Source organism: Anaerovorax odorimutans DSM 5092 (genome assembly GCF_000426305.1).
GTDB classification, from domain to species: domain Bacteria; phylum Bacillota; class Clostridia; order Peptostreptococcales; family Anaerovoracaceae; genus Anaerovorax; species Anaerovorax odorimutans.
In genome coordinates, this window is sequence record NZ_AUFC01000001.1 from 246,943 (window position 1) to 266,613 (window position 19,671).

General features: G+C 31.6%; 17 protein-coding genes, 1 riboswitch and 1 other annotated feature. All 17 genes read left to right on the top strand.

Annotation, left to right across the window (positions count from 1 at the left end; all coding sequences use genetic code 11):
* Position 1 precedes the first annotated feature (1 nt).
* The gene (rbfA, locus tag K292_RS0101245; protein WP_027398312.1) at positions 2–400 is read left to right on the top strand and encodes a 30S ribosome-binding factor RbfA; all 399 of its coding nucleotides are present in this window, start codon (positions 2–4) and stop codon (positions 398–400) included.
* A gap of 4 nt (positions 401–404) precedes the next feature.
* Entirely contained in the window at positions 405–1,361 is a 957-nt protein-coding gene (locus K292_RS0101250; RefSeq protein WP_027398313.1) for a DHH family phosphoesterase, read from the top strand.
* Between the two features lie 9 nt (positions 1,362–1,370).
* A complete protein-coding gene (gene truB / locus K292_RS17585) occupies positions 1,371–2,408 on the top strand; it encodes a tRNA pseudouridine(55) synthase TruB (RefSeq protein WP_051280117.1) in 1,038 nt (345 codons plus the stop codon).
* A gap of 113 nt (positions 2,409–2,521) precedes the next feature.
* A complete protein-coding gene (locus tag K292_RS0101260) occupies positions 2,522–3,445 on the top strand; it encodes a bifunctional riboflavin kinase/FAD synthetase (RefSeq protein ID WP_027398314.1) in 924 nt (307 codons plus the stop codon).
* A 71-nt stretch (positions 3,446–3,516) separates the two neighbouring features.
* Positions 3,517–3,777: a binding site (T-box leader), on the top strand.
* A 72-nt stretch (positions 3,778–3,849) separates the two neighbouring features.
* Positions 3,850–4,863 (top strand): 3-deoxy-7-phosphoheptulonate synthase, encoded by a 1,014-nt coding sequence (gene aroF / locus K292_RS0101265; protein ID WP_027398315.1) that lies wholly within the window; start codon positions 3,850–3,852, stop codon positions 4,861–4,863.
* Between the two features lie 2 nt (positions 4,864–4,865).
* Entirely contained in the window at positions 4,866–5,939 is a 1,074-nt protein-coding gene (gene aroB / locus K292_RS15515) for a 3-dehydroquinate synthase (protein ID WP_051280119.1), read from the top strand.
* A gap of 1 nt (position 5,940) precedes the next feature.
* The gene (gene aroC / locus K292_RS0101275) at positions 5,941–7,041 is read left to right on the top strand and encodes a chorismate synthase (protein ID WP_027398316.1); all 1,101 of its coding nucleotides are present in this window, start codon (positions 5,941–5,943) and stop codon (positions 7,039–7,041) included.
* Positions 7,028–8,149 carry a bifunctional chorismate mutase/prephenate dehydratase gene (locus K292_RS0101280; protein ID WP_027398317.1) on the top strand — a complete coding sequence of 374 codons (1,122 nt, stop codon included), beginning with the start codon at positions 7,028–7,030 and terminating at the stop codon, positions 8,147–8,149. Before aroC ends, K292_RS0101280 begins: the two co-directional genes overlap by 14 nt.
* A 32-nt stretch (positions 8,150–8,181) precedes the next feature.
* Positions 8,182–9,453 carry a 3-phosphoshikimate 1-carboxyvinyltransferase gene (aroA, locus tag K292_RS0101285; protein WP_027398318.1) on the top strand — a complete coding sequence of 424 codons (1,272 nt, stop codon included), beginning with the start codon at positions 8,182–8,184 and terminating at the stop codon, positions 9,451–9,453.
* A 168-nt stretch (positions 9,454–9,621) separates the two neighbouring features.
* The gene (gene rpsO / locus K292_RS0101290) at positions 9,622–9,888 is read left to right on the top strand and encodes a 30S ribosomal protein S15 (RefSeq protein WP_027398319.1); all 267 of its coding nucleotides are present in this window, start codon (positions 9,622–9,624) and stop codon (positions 9,886–9,888) included.
* A 121-nt stretch (positions 9,889–10,009) separates the two neighbouring features.
* Complete coding sequence (locus K292_RS0101295; RefSeq protein WP_037372110.1) at positions 10,010–12,112, top strand: polyribonucleotide nucleotidyltransferase; 2,103 nt, start codon at positions 10,010–10,012, stop codon at positions 12,110–12,112.
* Positions 12,113–12,241: 129 nt separating this feature from the next.
* A riboswitch (TPP riboswitch) is annotated at positions 12,242–12,341 on the top strand.
* A 48-nt stretch (positions 12,342–12,389) separates the two neighbouring features.
* Positions 12,390–13,703, top strand: coding sequence for a phosphomethylpyrimidine synthase ThiC (gene thiC, locus K292_RS0101300; protein WP_027398321.1), 1,314 nt, complete (start codon positions 12,390–12,392; stop codon positions 13,701–13,703).
* A 234-nt stretch (positions 13,704–13,937) separates the two neighbouring features.
* The gene (locus K292_RS0101305) at positions 13,938–16,310 is read left to right on the top strand and encodes an S-layer homology domain-containing protein (protein ID WP_169515402.1); all 2,373 of its coding nucleotides are present in this window, start codon (positions 13,938–13,940) and stop codon (positions 16,308–16,310) included.
* A gap of 43 nt (positions 16,311–16,353) precedes the next feature.
* A complete protein-coding gene (locus tag K292_RS0101310) occupies positions 16,354–17,097 on the top strand; it encodes a polysaccharide deacetylase family protein (protein ID WP_027398323.1) in 744 nt (247 codons plus the stop codon).
* A 53-nt stretch (positions 17,098–17,150) separates the two neighbouring features.
* Entirely contained in the window at positions 17,151–18,404 is a 1,254-nt protein-coding gene (locus tag K292_RS0101315; RefSeq protein WP_027398324.1) for a M16 family metallopeptidase, read from the top strand.
* A gap of 87 nt (positions 18,405–18,491) precedes the next feature.
* Positions 18,492–18,998 carry a dCTP deaminase/dUTPase family protein gene (locus K292_RS0101320; RefSeq protein WP_027398325.1) on the top strand — a complete coding sequence of 169 codons (507 nt, stop codon included), beginning with the start codon at positions 18,492–18,494 and terminating at the stop codon, positions 18,996–18,998.
* A gap of 143 nt (positions 18,999–19,141) precedes the next feature.
* A complete protein-coding gene (locus K292_RS0101325) occupies positions 19,142–19,639 on the top strand; it encodes a flavin reductase family protein (RefSeq protein WP_027398326.1) in 498 nt (165 codons plus the stop codon).
* The last annotated feature ends 32 nt before the right edge of the window (positions 19,640–19,671 follow it).

Here is a 19,671-nt window from a genome sequence, read left to right on the forward strand (position 1 = left end):
GATGGGAAAAGGATACAGAGCTGGTCGTCTTGGTGAAGAAATAAGAAAAATAACCAGTGATTTACTTCTCAGAGAAATAAAAGATCCAAGGCTTACAAAGAGCATGGTTAGCATATCTGCAGTTGACGTTACTGAAGATGGAAGTTATGCAACTTTGTATATTACTGCTTTAGGTTTAAATGCTAAAGATGAAGTTAGTTCTGAGGAAAAAGATAATGTAATAAATGCATTAAAAAGTGCAAAGGGTTTAATAAGAAAAGAAATTGGTAAAAAAGTTAAATTAAGACATGTACCTGATTTATTATTTAAATTTGATACTTCTCAAGAGTATGGCAGACATATTTCTAAATTAATTGATGAACTTGGAATAGAAAAAACGGTAAAAGAAGATGAAGAATAATTCTTTGAAAAATATTGCAAATGTTTTAATTGAAGCAGAAAAAATTTTAATTTTTACGCATATTCTGATGGATGGAGATACCTTAGGCTCTTCTGTTGCCCTATGCAAACAATTAAGAAAAGCTGGTAAACAGGCTTATATTCTCATTGAGGATAATATTCCTGCTTACCTTGCTTTTTTAAATAAAGATTATTGTAGCTATGATTTTAATATAATTGAAAAACCAGATATATGTGTAGCTGTAGATTGCAGCGATATTGGCAGATTAGGTATGCGAAAGGATAAATTTTTTCAAGGTGAAATTACAATTTGTGTAGATCATCATACTACTAATGATTATTTTGCACAGTTAAATTATGTAAAAGAAGATTCTTCGTCAACCGGCGAAATTATGTATCAATTATTAAAAAAATTAAAAATTGATATGGATCAAGAAATTGCAGAAGCATTATATGCTGCAATTACAACAGATACGGGAAATTTTCAATATACAAATACAACAAAAAATACTCATCTTATAGTGGCAAAGCTTTTTGATTATGGAATAGATTTAGAAAAAGTAAGTGTAGAACTTTATCAAAACATTAGGCATGAAAAGATTTTGATTACAAATGAAGCTTTAAATACTATTGAGATGATATGTGACGGAAAAGCTGATATTGCTTATGTTACACTTGATATGTTAAATAAAACCGCTGCATCAATGGATGAAACAGAAGGTATTATTGAAACATTAAGAAATATAAATGGTGTAGAGATATCAGCATTTTTAAAAGAACAAGAAGAAAATAAAATTAAAGTTGGGTTCAGAGCTAAAACCTATGGAGATGTTTCAATTATTGCTAAAAAGTTTGGTGGAGGAGGGCATAAAAAAGCAGCAGGATGTACTATTTTTGCGCCGCTTTCTAAATCACTTGATATGGTCAAAGATGCAATTAAGGAACAACTTGATAAAAAGTAAGTTTAAGATATGATAAAAGAAGGAATTATTAATTTATTAAAACCAGCAGGTATGACATCCCATGATGGAGTACAATTTGTAAGAAGGATTTCAGGTATTAAGAGAGTAGGACATACAGGAACACTTGATCCTATGGCTGTGGGAGTTTTACCTATTTGCATTGGTAGTGCTACGCGTATAACAGAATACTTAGATTTAGATTATAAAAAATACAGATGTGAAATGCAGCTTGGAATTGAGACGGACACTCAAGATATTTGGGGAGAAATTTTAAATACAAGTTCTTTTTCTGGTATAACAAAAAAAGATATTACAAAGGTTTTAGAAGAATTTAGTGGCATTGTAGAGCAAATTCCGCCAAATTATTCAGCTGTTAAAGTAAACGGGAAGAAACTTTATGAATATGCTAGAAAAGGACAGACAGTAACTGTGAAATCAAGAAAAATTCATATTAAAAATATAGAATTGATACGTTTTGATTCAAAATCAGGTAGGGCAACTTTTGATATAGAATGTTCAAAAGGTACTTATGTTAGGACAATTTGTCATGAGGTTGGAAATAAGCTAGGCTGTAAAGCAGCTATGAGCTGTTTGATTAGGACTGCTAGCGGAATATTTACCATAGAAGATACAATTACCATAGAAGAATTATTATCGAATAGAATTGGAGAAGATATAAAAGATCCTGTTACGGGAAAATATATTTCTTATGCAAGAATACCCCATGAAATTTTAAATAGATATATATTAAATTCAGATTATCCACTTATTCATTTTGGCAGAAGTTATGTAAACAAAGATAGAGCTTTATGGTTTATTAACGGAGGGCATTTGAAAATGTCGGAAGTTGAAATAATACAAGAACCTGAATTTAAAAATTCATTAAATTTTAATTTAAAAGAAGAATATAAAAAAGCATATAATATATATTTTAAAACTGATAAAAATGAAGATTTATTTTTAGGCGTTGCTTTTTATAATGAGCAATATAAAAAGTTGGTGGCAAATAAAATTTTTTATAATAGATCAAATGTTATCTTAAGATAAAAATATATAAAAAAAGAAATTAACACATTAAAATTAAGGCAGAATATCAGATGAAAAATGTTTTTTAATATAACAACTTTAATTATAATTAATTAAAAAGATTGGACATAAAAATGAAAATATTTAATTCAGTAGAAGAAATAAAAGATATTGAAGAAACTGTAGTAGCGCTTGGGAATTTCGACGGAGTCCATAAGGGACATCAAGAATTAATAAGACGTACTGTAAAAAGTGCTAAAATGGCAGGACTAAAAAGTGCGGTATTTACATTTACAAATCATCCTAAAAATGTTTTAGCAGGAAAACCTGTAATTAAAAACATTTTATATCCACAAGATAAAGCAGATATAATAGCATCTTTGCATGTTGATTATCTTTTCTCTTTAGAGTTTAACGAATATATTCAACATTTGTCTGCAAAAGATTTTATTCAAAAACTTTTGATAGATGTTTTTAAGATGAGACAAGCATATTGTGGTTTTAATTATAATTTTGGTTATAAAGCAAAAGGAAATCCACAACTTCTAATTAAAACAGGAATAAAAGAAGGATTTGGAATTCATGTTTTAGAGCCGTTTAAAATAGATGATAATTTAGTAAGCAGTACATTTATAAGAAAACTTATAGCAGAAGGTAAAGTTGACCAGTGCGAGAGATATATGGGGAGAAATTATACTGTTGGCGGAGAAGTTGTGGTTGGAAATAGAATAGGTAGAACCATTGGGTTTCCAACATCAAATATTTTAATTGATGATTCTATGGTAACCCCTTCACATGGTGTATATATCACTTATTGCAATTACAATGGAGTTCGTCATCCCAGTGTTACAAATGTAGGTATTAAACCAACTATTGGAGATAATAAAAAGACAATAGAAACTCATATTTTTGATTTTAATAAAGAACTTTATGGAAAAAAAATAAGAGTTGAATTTTTAGAAAAGATAAGAAATGAAATTAAGTTTGAAAATGTAGATCAACTTTCAGATCAAATAAAAAATGATTGTTTGACAGCAAAAAAATATCATGATATATAAAATAAAAATATTATTTAGAATATTGCTTGACAAAACAATAAATAAATAGTAACATATGAAAAAGATATAGTAAAAAAGCAATGACAGAGGAAAGTAGAAACTTGGAAATTATCAGGGATTATCCATCACTTGACTGAAAGTGGATATTAATCGAAATGTTTTGAAGTTCCCTCTTGAGCTCCAGGCTGAAATTATAAGTAGTAGGCTGTGGCGTATTCCTACGTTATCGGGATAGAATATCAAGCAAAAAGCTTCGTATTTGAATGAGTGCAGTATTATTATACTGAATTTAGGTGGTATCGCGGAAGAATTTATAACCTTTCGTCCTTTTATAGGGGCGAAAGGTTTTTTGTTTTACAATTGATCTTTTTTACTATAAAATAAGAATAGAAGAGGAGAATAAAATGATTATCGTATTGAAAAATGGAACACCACAAGAGGAAATAAATAAAATTGCAGGTTGGCTTTCTAGGTATAATGTGGAAGTTAATAAAATTGTCGGTTCTAATGCAACAGTTTTAGGAATCGTTGGAGATACTTCAGCAGTAGATACAAACTCTGCTTATTTAAGTGAACATGTTGAAAAAATTATGAAAGTACAGGAGCCTTATAAGAGGGTAAACAGAAAAATGCATCCTGAAGATTCGATAATTGATGTTGGCGGAGTTAAAATTGGCGGTAAAAACCTTATAATTATGGCAGGTCCATGTTCTGTAGAAGGTGAAGATCAGATTGTAGAGATCGCTAAAAATGTAAAAGCATCTGGTGCTTCAATTATAAGAGGAGGAGCATGGAAACCTCGTTCTTCCCCATATTCTTTCCAAGGTTTAAAAGCAGAAGGTCTTGATTTATTGAATATTGCCAAAGCGGAGACAGGGCTTCCAATAGTAACAGAAATTACAAATCCAATGCATATTAATCAATTTATGGGAAAAGTTGATTGCTTCCAAGTAGGAGCAAGAAACATGCAAAATTTTGAACTTCTTATGGAATTAGGAAAAACTAAAGTTCCTGTTCTTTTAAAAAGAGGGTTTTCAAATACATTAGAAGAATTTTTAATGTCAGCAGAATATATCATGAGTGGTGGAAATGAAAATGTAATTCTTTGTGAAAGAGGAATTAGAACTTGTGAGACATTTACGAGAAATACATTAGATATCAGTGCTATTCCTGCTCTGAAAAAGTTAAGCCATCTGCCGGTTATAGTAGATCCATCTCATGCATCAGGTAAAGCTTGGATGGTAGAATCTCTTTCTATGGCATCTATAGCAGCTGGTGCAGACGGACTGTTAATAGAGGTTCATAATGATCCTATAAATGCTTTAAGTGACGGTGCGCAGAGTTTAACTTATGAAATGTTTGAAGAAACTATGAAAAAGTTGAAAGGTATTGCAAAAATAGTTGGAAGAGAATTATAAAGATGAAAGAATTAATATTACATGGGAGTAAAATTGAATCACATATTTTAATTGAAAAAGGAATACTTTCAAAAGTGCCAGATATTGTACTGCCTAAAGAAAAGGAAGAGGAAATTAAAATTTGTATAATTACTGATACCAATGTAAAAGATTTATACTTGAATGAAATCAAAGAAAGCTTTAAAAAAAGAGGAATAATCGTTTCATGTCATATTATTGAAGCAGGAGAAGAATATAAAACATTAGATACGGTTTCTGATATTTACAATACTTTAGTATCTAATGGTATTGACAGAAACGATATGATTATTGCCCTTGGGGGCGGTGTTGTAGGCGATATCGCGGGATTTGCTGCTGCAACATATTTAAGAGGAATTAAAAATCTAGTGCAAATTCCTACTACATTATTAGCACAAGTTGATTCTTCAGTAGGAGGAAAATGCGGAGTAGATCTTTTGCAAGGCAAAAATTTAGTAGGAGCTTTTAGGCAGCCTAATCAGGTTATAATAGATGTAAATGTATTAGATTCTTTAACCGAAGATATTTATGCCGCGGGTATTGCAGAAATTATCAAATATGGCTGTATATGGGATTCAAGTATATTAGATGAAGTTTCTAAAGCTGACTTTAAGGAAAATATAGAAGATACAGTTATTAAATGTGTAGATATAAAGCGTAAGGTAGTTGAAGAGGATGAGACTGAAACAGGTTTAAGAAGAATTTTGAATTTTGGTCATACTATAGGACATGGAGCAGAGAAACTCGGAAATTATAAAGATTTATCTCATGGAGAAGCTGTATCTGTAGGTATAGTTGCTGCATTGAAAATGGGAGAGAAAATGGGAATTACTGTTTTAGGAGCCACGGAAAGAATTGGTAAGATTTTACAGCAATATGAATTACCAATAACATTAAACTATAATATAGAAGATGTTTACAAAACTGTATTATCAGATAAAAAAAAGAAAGGAAACAGTATAGCTTTTATTTATATGAAAGATTATGGCAAGGCAGAAATTGTTATGACACCAATAGACGAATTAAAAGAAATTATGAAAGTATTAAGAGAGGAATAATATGGGAAGTACATGGGGTAACAATTTAAAAATAAGTATTTTTGGCGAATCTCACGGCATGGGAATTGGTGCTGTAATAGATGGATTCCCGGCAGGTTTTTCTTTTAATATGGAAAACATATTAAAAGAAATGGATAGAAGAGCACCTGGAAAGAGCAAATTGACTACAGGCAGAAGAGAAAAGGATTTGCCTAATATAGTATCAGGAGTTTTAGATGGAGTTACCACAGGTGCCCCGATCTGTATTATAATAAATAATACAGATACAAAAAGCAGGGATTATGAAGGTCTTAGAGTAGTTCCAAGACCAAGTCACAGTGATTATACTGGTCAACTTAGATATAATGGTAAAAATGATATAAGAGGCGGCGGCCATTTTTCTGGAAGATTGACAGCACCGTTAGTTTTTGCAGGTGCACTGTGCAAGGAATTCTTAAGAGAAGCTAAAGGAATTGAAATAGGTTCACATATATATAGTATAGGTTCTGTTAAAGATGAAGGCTTTGATCTAGCAGGGGTTAATGAAGGTTTACTAAAATCTCTTCAAAAAATGAATTTACCAGTGTTGGATGAAGATATAGCAGATGTTATGAAAGAAGCTGTTGATGAAGCTAGAATACAAAAAGATTCTATTGGAGGCATAATTGAATGTGCAGTTACAGGAATTTGTGCCGGAATAGGAAGTCCAATGTTTGAAAATGTAGAAAGCAGGATTGCATCTATATTATATGGAATCCCGGCAGTAAAAGGAATCGAATTCGGAGAAGGCTTTGAAATGTCATTAAAAAAAGGTTCAGAAGTAAATGATTGTTTTAGTAAAAACGAAGATATAATAGTAACAAAGACAAATTATAACGGAGGTATTTTAGGAGGTATTACTACAGGAATGCCAATTGTAGTTAAAGTTGCTCTTAAGCCAACTCCATCAATTAGTAAAGAGCAATCGACACTTAATTTAAAAACAGGAGAAGAAGAACTGCTTATAATACAAGGCAGACATGATCCTTGTATTGCACTTCGTTCTCCCGTTGTGATTGAATGTGCAATGGCCATTGCAATTATGGATTTACATTTGGAGGCTTACGGATATGATGCTAGATGATGTAAGAAAGGAAATAAATGATTTAGATTTAAAGCTTAAAGATCTCTTTTTAAAAAGGATGGAAGTCTCGGGCAAAGTAGCAGAAATAAAATCAAAAAATGGAGATAAAATTTTAAAACCAGAAAGAGAAATTCAGATTATAGAAAATCTTACGAAAGATATGGAAGAAGAATATAAGTTAGAGTATCTCTTCTTTATTAAAAATATAATAGAGGTTAGCAGAACTTATCAATATAGAAAACTGCTGAATCTTGGAATGGATTTTAAAATTAATTGTGTAAGTGAAGAACCTAGAGTAGATAAGGTTTGTTATCAAGGTTTACCTTGTTCTTATTCTGAAATTACTACAAATATTATGTTCCCTGATGTTGAAGCTTTTAATGTTGATACCTTTGAGAATGTTTTTGCAGAAGTGAATAAGGGAAATGCGCAAACAGGTATTGTACCTCTTGAAAATACTACTGCAGGGAATATAAATGAAGTTTATGATTTACTTCTTAAATATGATCTGTACATTAATTATAGTTGTATAACAAAAGTAGATCATTGTCTTGCAGCTTTAAACGGTGCAAAGGTTGAATGTATTAAAAAGGTATATTCTCATCCACAGGGAATTGAGCAAAGCAAGGAATTTTTAAAAGAGCATAAAATGACACCAATTATAAGCAGTAATACCGCTGTAGCAGCAAACTTTGTAGCAAATCAAAAATCACTTGAAGTCGGAGCTGTTTGCTCTAAAGAAGCAGCTACAAGATATGGATTAACAATATTGGCGGATGCTATTAATCATAATAAAGAAAATGCCACAAAATTCATAGCAGTTTCAAAAAAATTGATTTGTAATAAAAATCATAATAAAATAGCAATTGTGTTTGCATGTGATAATAAAAGCGGAAGTTTGGCAAGTGTTCTTGGAATTTTTGCACAGCATGGTATCAATTTAACTGAAATACATTCAAGACCTGATGGTAAAACATCATGGGAATATTTATTTTATGTGGATTTTACCGGCAATCTTATGCAAAATAATATTAAGGCTTTATTATTTCAATTAACAGAAGAATTACCATTTTTAAAAATACTAGGTAGTTATGAAAGTGAGCAATAAAGAAATTTTGGGATATGAAATAGGAGAAGATTATGATAATAAATAAAGTAAAAGGATTGCGTGGAGAAATTAATGTAGCTTCGGATAAATCAATATCCCATAGAGGGGTTATAATTGGTGCTATTTCCAAGGGAACTACTTTAGTAGAAAATTTTCTAATGGGTGAAGATTGTTTATCTACCATTTCATGTTTTGAAAAGATGGGAGTCGAAATAATTATCAAAGGCAACAGCGTTACAATTGAAGGCAATGGTTTACATGGTTTAAAAGCTTCTAATGAAGTTTTGTATACAGGAAATTCAGGAACAACGACAAGACTTCTTTGTGGATTATTGGCACCGCAAAACTTTAATTCTACTATAGATGGTGACGCATCCATTAGAAAGAGACCTATGAATAGAGTAATAAAACCTCTATCTGAAATGGGAGCTCATATTGAAGGAAAAAACGCAGGGTACGCACCAATTCATATAAAAGGTTCAAAATTAAATGGAATTGAGTATACTATGCCCGTTGCAAGTGCACAACTTAAATCTTCTATTATTTTAGCAGGACTTTATGCTTTCGGACAAACAAAAATAAAAGAGCCTATATCCTCTAGAAATCATACAGAAATTATGCTCAATGGATTTGGAGGCAATATAAGAAGTGACGATAACGCTGTTATTGTTAACCCGGTAGAAGAACTATATGGTAATAGAATATCCGTGCCAGGTGATATCTCTTCTGCCGCTTTTTTTCTAGTAGGTGGATTGATAGTTCCAAATTCTGAGATTGTAATTAAAAATGTGGGATTAAATAAAACGAGGACAGGTATTATTGATGTTTTAAAATCTATGGGAGGAAGTATAACTATAGAAAATATTAATAATGAAATAGAACCGTCAGCGGATATAATTGTAAAGTCATCAGAATTAAAAGGAATTGAGGTAAGTGGCGATTTAATTCCCAGATTAATTGATGAGATCCCTATTATTGCAGTAGCAGCGGCTTTTGCAAAAGGTACCACTGTCATAAAAAATGCAGAAGAGTTAAAAGTAAAAGAATCAAATAGAATTGAGGCTATGGAAAATGAACTGAAAAAGGCAAATGTTGATATTATTGGTACTGATGATGGTTTTATAATAAATGGAGGAAAAAATGTGTTAGGAGCTAATTTTGAAACTTATAATGACCATAGAATCGCAATGTCAATGACAATATTAGCTCTGGCAGCAGATGGAGAAAGTAAAATACAAAATCCTGATTGTATTAAAATATCATATCCTGAGTTTTTTGATACACTAAGGCGAATTTCTTTATAGTTAATACCATTTTAAAAGTACAATTTTAAATTATAGCTTAAAAAATAGTTCTTTACAATAATATGTAATTATGGTACTATGAATTGTCAGTATATACCTTTAACTGAGTTTTTCGACACTCCGACGTAAAACACGGATAAAGGAGAAATAAGAAAAGGAGAATAAAAAATGATTGATCAGGCTAAAAAAGCAGAAATTATTGCTGAATACAAAACTAAAGAAGGAGATACAGGATCTCCGGAAGTTCAAATCGCTATTCTAACATACAGAATCAACGATTTAAACGAACATTTAAAAATTCATAAAAAAGATCACCATTCAAGAAGAGGACTTTTAAAAATGGTTGGTCAAAGAAGAAATCTTCTTAATTACTTAAAGGAAAAAGATCTTGAAAGATATAGAGGTCTTATTGCTCGTTTAGGATTAAGAAAATAACTGGAAAATACAAGCGGGGATTTACCCCGCTTTTGTTTTAAGCAAGAATAATCTTGCATATTATGGGACAACATAGTTTCATATATATTATAAAGAGCAAATTAACAGGAGGAAGTTGTTAATGAGATTTGAAGATTATAGAACATTTAGAACTGCAGTAGGCGGAAGACTTTTGGAACTAGAAATAGGGAAAGTTTGTGAAATGGCAAGTGGTCAGGTTATGGTAAAATATGGAGATACTGTAGTAAATGTTACAGCTACTGCATCTGCAGCACCAAGACAGGATATAGATTTTTTCCCCCTTAGTGTAGATTATGAAGAAAGAATGTACGCAGCCGGAAAAATTCCGGGAGGATTTATTAAAAGGGAAGGTAGACCTTCTGAGAAAGCAATTTTAAATTCAAGATTAATAGACAGACCTATAAGACCTCTATTTCCAAAAGGGTTTTATAATGATGTACAGGTTGTGGCTACAGTAATGTGTGTAGATCCTGATTGTTCGCCTGAGATTGCGGCAATGATAGGATCATCTGTTGCTTTATCCATTTCAGATATTCCTTTTGATGGTCCCACAGGATCGGTTTTAATTGGGTTGATAGATGGAAGATTTATAGTAAATCCAACATTAAAAGAAAGAGAAGAAAGTACTCTTCATTTAGTAGTTTCTGGAACGAAAGAAGCTATTATGATGGTAGAAGCTGGAGCAAAAGAAGTTGATGAAGATGTAATGCTTGAAGCTATAATGTTTGCTCATGAAGAAATTAAAAAAATTATAGAATTTATTGATCAAATAATAGTTGAAGTAGGTAAAGCAAAAAGAGAAGTGGAATTATATAAGGTTCCAGAAGAAATCGAGGCAGATGTTAAAGAGTTTGCCACTGATAAAATGAGAGCTGCAATTCAAACTTATGAAAAGCAGGAACGTCTTGATAATATGGATGCAGTGGAATTTGAAACTAAAGAACATTTTGCAGAAATATATCCTGATAATGGAAAAGATATATCAGCAGTATTATACGGCATAACAAAAGAGCAAGTAAGAAGTCTTATTTTAGATGATGGGATTAGACCTGATAACAGAAAAGCTAAAGAAATCAGACCTATTTGGTGTGAAACAGGAATTCTTCCAAGAACTCACGGAACAGGATTATTTAAGAGAGGTCAAACCCAAGTGTTATCTGTAACAACAGTAGGTCCTATGGGTGAATCACAGACTATTGATGGTATTGGTGATGAAGTAGAAAAAAGATATATGCATCATTATAATTTCCCGCCTTATTCAGTTGGTGAAGCAAGGCCTATGAGAAGTCCGGGAAGAAGAGAAATCGGACATGGTGCGTTGGCTGAAAGAGCGTTGCTTCCTGTATTACCAAGCATTGAAGAATTCCCATATGCAATCAGAGTTGTTTCTGAAGTTCTTTCATCAAATGGAAGTACATCTCAGGCATCAGTTTGTGGAAGTACACTATCTTTAATGGATGCAGGTGTTCCGATTAAATCACCGGTTGCAGGTATTGCAATGGGGCTTATTGAAAGAGTGGAAGAAGATGGAAGCAGTAAGATTGCTATTCTAAGTGATATTCAAGGTATGGAAGATTTTCTTGGTGATATGGACTTTAAAGTGGCAGGGACAAAAAAGGGTATCACTGCAATACAGATGGATATTAAAGTTCATGGATTATCAAAGCAAATTTTGCAAGATGCTTTAGCTCAGGCAAAAGAGGGTAGATTGTTCATTATGGATCAGATGCTTGATGAAATTGCAGAGCCTAGAGCAGAAATGTCTCCTTATGCACCTAGAATTATTTCTATGCAGATTGATCCTGATAAGATCAGAACTGTTATTGGGCCTGGAGGAAAGACTATTAATAAAATCATAAATGATACAGGAGTCAAGATTGATATTAATGAAGCAGGTCTAATCTATATTGCTGCTCCGGATATGGAATCAGCTAATAAAGGTGTAAAAGAAATTGAGCTTCTTGTTAAAGAAGTCGAGGTTGGAGAAATTTATGAAGGTAAAGTTACGAGAATAATGGCATTTGGTGCATTTATTGAAATTTTACCTGGTAAAGAAGGTTTATTACACATTTCTAAGATGGCAAAGCATAGAGTTGAAAAGGTAGAAGATGAAATGAATATTGGAGATGTTGTTAAAGTTAAGGTAACTGAAATCGACAGTCAAAACAGAATAAACCTTTCAAGAAAAGAATTATTAGATTAATATTTTATGTAAACTATTAAGTTAAAAAACACGCTGTAAAGCGTGTTTTATAATACATATAAAAAGAGATTTAGATTAAAAAATATTCCTTTGTTGACATAAATTTATTTGTTGTATTATAATAAACTTAATTAAATAAAGGGGAGCTTTTATAGGCTGAGAAAGATTTGTTCTGACCCTTAACCTGATCTGGATAATGCCAGCGTAGGAATATATATTGTGTTTTTTACGTGCTATTATTGTAGCACGTTTTTATTTAAATAAGGAGGTTTTAATTATGAATTATACAACTCAGATGGATGCGGCAAGAAAAGGCATTGTAACGCCTCAAATGAAAGAAGTCGCAAAATATGAAAATGTTACAGAAGAATATTTATTAGAAAATATAGCAAAAGGTACAATTATAATACCGGCAAATAAAAATCATAAAAATCTAAAGGCTTATGGTATAGGTAAGGGGCTTAAAACTAAGGTTAATGCTAATATAGGTATTTCGAAAGATTGCTATGATATAGATCTTGAACTTAAAAAAGCACAATTATCAATTGATATGAATGTAGAATCTATTATGGATCTTAGTAATTACGGCAAAACAAGAGAGTTTAGAACAAAACTTATAGATATGTCTTCTTCTATAGTAGGTACGGTTCCCGTTTATGATGCATTGGGTTTTTATGATAAAGAGCTTAAAGATATTACAGATAAAGAATTTTTAGATGTAGTTAGAACACATGGTAAAGACGGAGTTGATTTTATAACTATACATGCGGGAATGAATAGGCACACAGCAGAAATATTTGAAAGAAATCCTAGGCTTATGAATATAGTTTCACGTGGTGGTTCTCTTATGTATGCTTGGATGAAATTAAATAATAAAGAGAATCCTTTTTATGAGTACTATGATGAGTTGTTGGATATTTGTAAAGAGTATGATATTACACTTAGTCTTGGTGACGCATGCAGACCGGGAGCAATAGCAGATTCTACAGATGCAAGTCAAGTGCAGGAGCTTATTGTTCTTGGTGAACTTACAAAACGTGCTTGGAATAGGAATGTACAAGTAATGATAGAAGGCCCCGGACATATGGCCCTTGATGAAATAACAGGAAATATGATGTTGGAAAAGAGGTTATGCCACGGAGCACCATTTTATGTTCTTGGTCCTCTTGTTAGTGATATAGCTCCTGGATATGATCATATAACGGGAGCCATAGGCGGTGCTGTAGCGGCTGCAAACGGTGCAGATATATTATGTTATTTAACTCCGGCAGAACACCTTAGACTTCCTGATCTTGATGATGTAAAAGAGGGAATTGTGGCAACTCAAATAGCAGCACATGCTGGAGATATTGCAAAGAAAATTCCGGGTGCAAGAAAAAGAGATAATGAAATGAGTTATGCAAGACAGAAACTTGATTGGGATACTATGCTTTCAATAGCTATTGATCCGGAAAAAGCTCAAAAATATAGAAAGAGCAGTAATCCGGAAGATGAAAAGACATGTACCATGTGTGGCAAAATGTGCGCAGTAAGAACGCTAAATAAAGTCCTTGAAGGAGAAGATATTAATATTTTAAGAAATGATGATTAAATTATAAACTATTAAACTTAAAAATATTTTATTTAAAAAGGTGTATCATTCATATATGAATAATTAGAAGCATAGCTTTAAAAGTATATTTATTTAAGCTATGCTTTTATTATTATGTCTTATATCGAAATTAAATAAAATAAGTAATATAAGTGTAACTTGAAATGGGTAAATTAGATTGATAAAATAGAGGCGGATGATAAATAATAAGCTCTAATGAAAGGGGATAAAAGAATGAAATTACGGAGAAGCAGGTGCTTCATGGGAGGAATTTTGGTACTTGCCTTATTGGCTGGTACATTTTTTACGGGTTTTACATATCAAGATGGAATACAAAATGTTTACTATGAAAAACAAACACAAATTTTTGACAGTACATATTATTATGAACAATTTGCAGGACATAGTCCTAATGGAGTAGAAAGAAATTTTTTTGTTACATCTAATTTAGAAAATTCTATTTTAGAACCATATGTTTTTAATGGAGAAATTACGGGAAAATATACATTAGATTCTATGATTGATTATATAGAACAGCAAGGATATACAGTAGTTACAGGTATTAACGGAGATTTATTTGATACATCGTCAGGAGCCCCAAAGGGTTTAACCATTCATGAGGGATTAATAAAAAGTTCAGGATATGCTCCCGAATATGTAATTAGCTTTGATAAAGATGGCAAAGCTTCTCTGGCTCAAGTAAACTTGGAATATACAGTAAAAGGTACAATAAATGTTCCAACAACCACAACTGCTGCAGTTTCAACAGATGGTACAGCGGATGCAGCAAAAGAACAGGTAATATATGAACAGAAGCCATATTCAGCAACTATTGGATATGTAAATGTACCACATGGCGGAGGTAAAGCATTACATCTTTTTAATAGACAATATGCCGCTTCTACAAAAGTGAGCGACCTAAGTGTCGAAGTTGTAATTGATACTGAAAGTGCAGAAGCAGCACAGCCTAGTGTTGGAAAAACAATTAAAGGTACAGTAGTAGGGGGCAAAGCAAGTACGACAAATACTCCTATTGGAGAAAATCAAATAGTCTTATCCGCAGCAATGGATTCGCCTTATGCGGCTCAATTGGCACAGCTAGCTCCAGGAACAACTGTTGAAATAACAACTACAAATAAAGGCAGCGCGAATTTGAATGACAGCAGAGAATGTATTGGAATGTATTACCTTTTATATGACAATGGTCAATTTATATCAAATGGTACTAATTTAAATCCAAGAACTTGTATAGGAATTAAGCCGGATGGAACAACTATGATATATGTCCTTGATGGCAGACAATCAAGCTGGTCAAATGGACTTGGGCTTACGGATATTGCAAAGCATATGGTATCGTTAGGATGTACCACTGTAGCTAATCTTGATGGAGGAGGATCTTCTATGATGGCTGCAAGGCTTGCAGGGCAAGAAACCGAAGCAACTTTAAAAAATTCACCTTCTGATAAAGCGCAAAGAAGAGTAACAAATGGCTTGTTCTTAGTATACAAAGGCCAAGGAAATAAATCTGCGGAACATCTGCATACATATGTAAGCAATCCTCTTGTTATGCCAGGGGCCAGTGTACAACTAAATACATATGCTTCAGATAGTATGTATGAAAAAGTAAATTTACCTCAAAATATAGAATACAGTGTAGATGATAGTGATAAGGGGAGCGTCAATAGCAGCGGTTTATTTACAGCAGGAAGCTCTACAGGAATTGTTAATATCAATACATTAAGCGGGAATTTAGCAACTAGTATAAAAATAGATGTACCTGAAGACGTTACACTTAATGCTAATGTACAAAATTTAAATTTAAAACCAGGAGAAACATATGACATTAATGTTTCTGTGTATCATGGGTATGCACCAGTTATAAGTCAAGATAGTATTTTTACTTGGAAATGTGATTCCAATATTGGAACTATTGATGAAAATGGCTTATTTACAGCATCTTCTCAAGGTGGATATTCAGGAAATATAACCATTACATATAAAGATAAAACTTTGACTATTCCTGTACAAGTAGGAGATTTGTCTGTTACTTTTGCTGATACAACAAAACATTGGGCTAAGGAATATATTGAAAAATTAGCGGCTAGAGGTATTGTAAAAGGAATGGGTAATAATAACTTTTTACCTGATACACCGTTAACCAGGGCGCAATTTTTAACAATGCTTGCAAATACAAGTAGTGGATTAGATCCAAGTCAAAGCCCTTCAGCAGGTTTTGGAGATGTATTATCTACAGACTGGTATTATAATTATGTAAATTGGGGATTTGCTAGTGGAATAGTAAAGGGAATGGATGAAAAAACCTTTGCTCCTAATTCTCAAATCAGCAGAGAACAAATGGCTGTAATGCTTGTTAATTTTGCTGATAGCTTAGATATAGAACTCCCTAATACAGTTGCAGATAATGCATTTACAGATGCGGAAAAAATCAGTGATTGGTCAGGAGAGCAAATAAATAAAGTTGTTGGTGCAGGCATTATAGGTGGATACCCTGAGGGGAACTTTGATCCGCAGGGCCAAGCAACAAGAGCACAAGCAGCAAAGGTAATATATAAATTTTGTGAAATTAAAGATAGTATGAATAAGTAATAAAGAAAGCCCCCTATACATAAAGTGTCTAGGGGGTGTTTTTATGAAAAATTATAAAAAGAAATTATATATTGCAGCAATTATACTATTGCTGTTATTTTTAGTTTTTCAATTATATTCAATCTTTAATCTTTTATTTAATAGTAAAACAGTTGAAATGAATAATACAAATAGCAAAGGAGAAATAAAGGAGGAAGATATTGTAATAAGAAATGGAAAAGAGGGAAGTAATAAGCTTACATTTAATTGTAATGTAGATTGGGGTGAAGATGTTATCCCTGATATGCTTAAAATTTTTAAAGAAGAAAATATTAAAGTTACTTTTTATGTAAGTGGAAGATGGGCTGAAAACAATCCAGATCTTCTTAAAAAAATGTATGCTGAAGGGCATGAGATACAAAGTCATGGATACGGTCATAAATTATGCACTCAAGTTTCTGAAGAAACCGTAAAAGATGAAATTTTAAAAACAGAGGCTATTATTTTAGATACAATTGGTGTTAAAACAACAGTTTTTGCACCGCCATCGGGTGACTATAATGAATCAACAGTAGCTATATGCAAAGAATTGGGATATAAGATGGCATTATGGAGCTCGGATACAATTGATTGGCGGCAAGATTCCACGGCAGATGTAATTAAAAATAGAATATTACAAAAACCCTTAGATGGGACTATTGTATTAATGCATCCGAAACCTGAAACGGTAAAAGCTTTACCTGGTTTAATTAAAGAAATAAAAAATCAAGGAATTGAAATTGTTCCATTTAATAAGTTGCCAACATAATGGGAATACTATATAATTAATTACGAAAAAAAGAAAAGAAAGTGGTAAATTATATGGTAATAAATAAAACATTAGATTGTGGAATCCGAGTTGTCATGGAACAGATTCCTTATGTTAAATCAGTATCTATAGGAATTTGGGTTAAAGCAGGTGCAGTTGATGAAGTTGCAAAGAATTCAGGAATTTCACATTTTATTGAACATATGCTTTTTAAAGGTACAGAAAAAAGAAATACAAAGCAAATTGCAGAAGATGTTGATAAGATAGGCGGACAAATAAATGCCTTTACTGGAAAAGAAGCAACGTGCTATTATATTAAAACATTAGCTTCAAATATTGAAGCTGCTTGTGATATATTAACGGATATGTTTCTAAATTCAAAATTTGATAAGATTGAAATGGAAAAGGAAAAGAGAGTAATATACGAAGAAATGAAAATGATAGAAGATTCTCCTGAAGATTATGCTCATGATATTATTGGTGAGCTTGTATTTAAGGATTTACCTTTATCCAAATCAATTATAGGAACACCTTCATCTTTAAAAGGAATTACGCAGAATGCAATTAGAAAATATTTAAATGAAGAATATACAAAAGACAATATTGTTATTTCAATTGCAGGAAATTTTGACGAAAACGAATTTTGTAAATTATTTGAAGGAAAATTAAAAAATTTAAATCCTACAAAAAAAGTAAAAGAGCATATTGAAACTGAATATAAACCAGGCTATAAAATTAAAATAAAGGATGTAGAACAGTCACATCTTTGTTTAGGTGTTAAGGGAATTCCTTTAGCAGATGATAGATATTATTCAATGTCACTACTTAGCAATATAATGGGCGGTAGTATGAGTTCACGATTATTTCAAAATATAAGAGAGGAAAAAGGATTGGCTTATTCTGTGTATTCTATGGCTAGTTCTTTTTCAACAGCAGGATATTTTAATATATATGCAGGAGTCAGCCATGATAAAGTAAGCGATGCTATATGTGGCATTGGAGAAGAATTACAAAAACTAAAAAACAATGGTATTATAAAGGATGAATTATCAACTGCTAAAGAACAATTAAAATCTACTTATATATTTAGTCAGGAAAATGTAAACAGTAGAATGTTTGCAAACGGTAAAAATACTTTAATTCTTAATAAAGTATTTTCTCAAGAAGAAATAATTTCTAAAATAGATTCTGTTACTTTAGATAATCTTAGAGAAGTAGCAGATATTATTGCCGATATTAGAAATTATTCTGCTGTATTAGTTGGTGGTAAAAAGATAGATCTTAAAAAATCTATTCAAAATTGTTAAAATACTTTAAAAAGAGAATGAGTAAAGTTGGTAAATTATCAGCTATCAGCTTAAATCATTCTTTTTTTTATAATGAGGTTTATAAATATGAAGAGGATAGCTAAATTTGAAAAAACCAGTTTTAATCAATTTCAAAAAGATATTTTTAATCTTTTTGGGGACTCTGAAAATGTAAAAAATATATATGATGGTATCATTTTACCTAAAAGAGCTACAAAAGGATCAGCAGGTTATGATTTTTTTATACCATTTGATGTAAGTTTAAGACCTGATGAATCAATAATAGTTCCCACGGGAATTAGAGTTAAAATGGATCAGAATTGGGTTCTTTTGTGTTATCCAAGGTCAGGTCTTGGTTTTAAATATCGCTTACAATTGGACAACACTGTAGGTATTATAGATTCTGACTATTATTATTCTAAAAATGAAGGTCATATTTTGATTAAGATAACAAATAATAGTAATGAAGGGAAAGAAATTATAATAGATAAAAATAAAGGGTTTGCACAGGGAATATTTATGGAATATGGCATAACAGTAGATGATGAAGTAACGGAAATACGAGATGGAGGTTTTGGAAGTACAAACAAGTAAGAATATAAATTAATAAAGGTTGTTATGAATGAAATATTGACATATGCTCATAATTGAAATAAAATAAAAATATATTAATTCAGTTAATATAGGGTTATAGGCTACCTTTATAAACCTAAATATTATTATATAAGGAGTAAAAAATGAAACCAGAAAAAATAGAAGGAAATAAAAAATCATGTATGCAGCCACAAACTAAGGTCCTTGTTTCATGCAGAGGACTTGACGGAGAAGAAAATGTCCTTGCAGTAGGATATTGTGGAAATTGCAGCTATGATCCTCCAATGGTTATGGTTGGAATTGTGCCATCACGTTATTCTTATAAAATGATAAAAGAATCAGGATGTTTTGTAGTAAATCTTGTTGATCAAAACTATAAAGAAACTTTTGATTATTTAGGGACTCATAGTAAAAGAGATGAGGACAAACTTGCTGTTATGAAAGTTAAGCTTGAGAATGGAAAAAAAGTAAATGCTCCAATATTACCTGATTGCCCCGTAAATATTGAATGTAAAATTGTTGACTCTATTATGACTGGTTCACATGAAATGTTTGTTGGGAAAGTTGAGTACGTTCATGCAGATTCAAAATTAGTAGATGATGAAGGTAATATTGATTTTTCACAAATTAATTTTATTTAAAAGGAAAATATAATATAAGTTATTATAATTAA

Excerpts from the sequence above, each read along its gene's own strand:
- K292_RS0101325 (WP_027398326.1), top strand. The coding sequence starts at position 19,142 with ATGAAACCAGAAAAAATAGAAGGAAATAAAAAATCATGTATGCAGCCA.
- K292_RS0101295 (WP_037372110.1), top strand. The coding sequence starts at position 10,010 with ATGAGATTTGAAGATTATAGAACATTTAGAACTGCAGTAGGCGGAAGA.
- K292_RS0101320 (WP_027398325.1), top strand. The coding sequence starts at position 18,492 with ATGAAGAGGATAGCTAAATTTGAAAAAACCAGTTTTAATCAATTTCAA.
- thiC (WP_027398321.1), top strand. The coding sequence starts at position 12,390 with ATGAATTATACAACTCAGATGGATGCGGCAAGAAAAGGCATTGTAACG.
- rbfA (WP_027398312.1), top strand. The coding sequence starts at position 2 with ATGGGAAAAGGATACAGAGCTGGTCGTCTTGGTGAAGAAATAAGAAAA.
- aroA (WP_027398318.1), top strand. The coding sequence starts at position 8,182 with ATGATAATAAATAAAGTAAAAGGATTGCGTGGAGAAATTAATGTAGCT.
- K292_RS0101315 (WP_027398324.1), top strand. The coding sequence starts at position 17,151 with ATGGTAATAAATAAAACATTAGATTGTGGAATCCGAGTTGTCATGGAA.
- K292_RS0101310 (WP_027398323.1), top strand. The coding sequence starts at position 16,354 with ATGAAAAATTATAAAAAGAAATTATATATTGCAGCAATTATACTATTG.
- aroC (WP_027398316.1), top strand. The coding sequence starts at position 5,941 with ATGGGAAGTACATGGGGTAACAATTTAAAAATAAGTATTTTTGGCGAA.
- aroB (WP_051280119.1), top strand. The coding sequence starts at position 4,866 with ATGAAAGAATTAATATTACATGGGAGTAAAATTGAATCACATATTTTA.
- K292_RS0101305 (WP_169515402.1), top strand. The coding sequence starts at position 13,938 with ATGAAATTACGGAGAAGCAGGTGCTTCATGGGAGGAATTTTGGTACTT.
- truB (WP_051280117.1), top strand. The coding sequence starts at position 1,371 with ATGATAAAAGAAGGAATTATTAATTTATTAAAACCAGCAGGTATGACA.
- K292_RS0101260 (WP_027398314.1), top strand. The coding sequence starts at position 2,522 with ATGAAAATATTTAATTCAGTAGAAGAAATAAAAGATATTGAAGAAACT.
- aroF (WP_027398315.1), top strand. The coding sequence starts at position 3,850 with ATGATTATCGTATTGAAAAATGGAACACCACAAGAGGAAATAAATAAA.
- rpsO (WP_027398319.1), top strand. The coding sequence starts at position 9,622 with ATGATTGATCAGGCTAAAAAAGCAGAAATTATTGCTGAATACAAAACT.
- K292_RS0101280 (WP_027398317.1), top strand. The coding sequence starts at position 7,028 with ATGATGCTAGATGATGTAAGAAAGGAAATAAATGATTTAGATTTAAAG.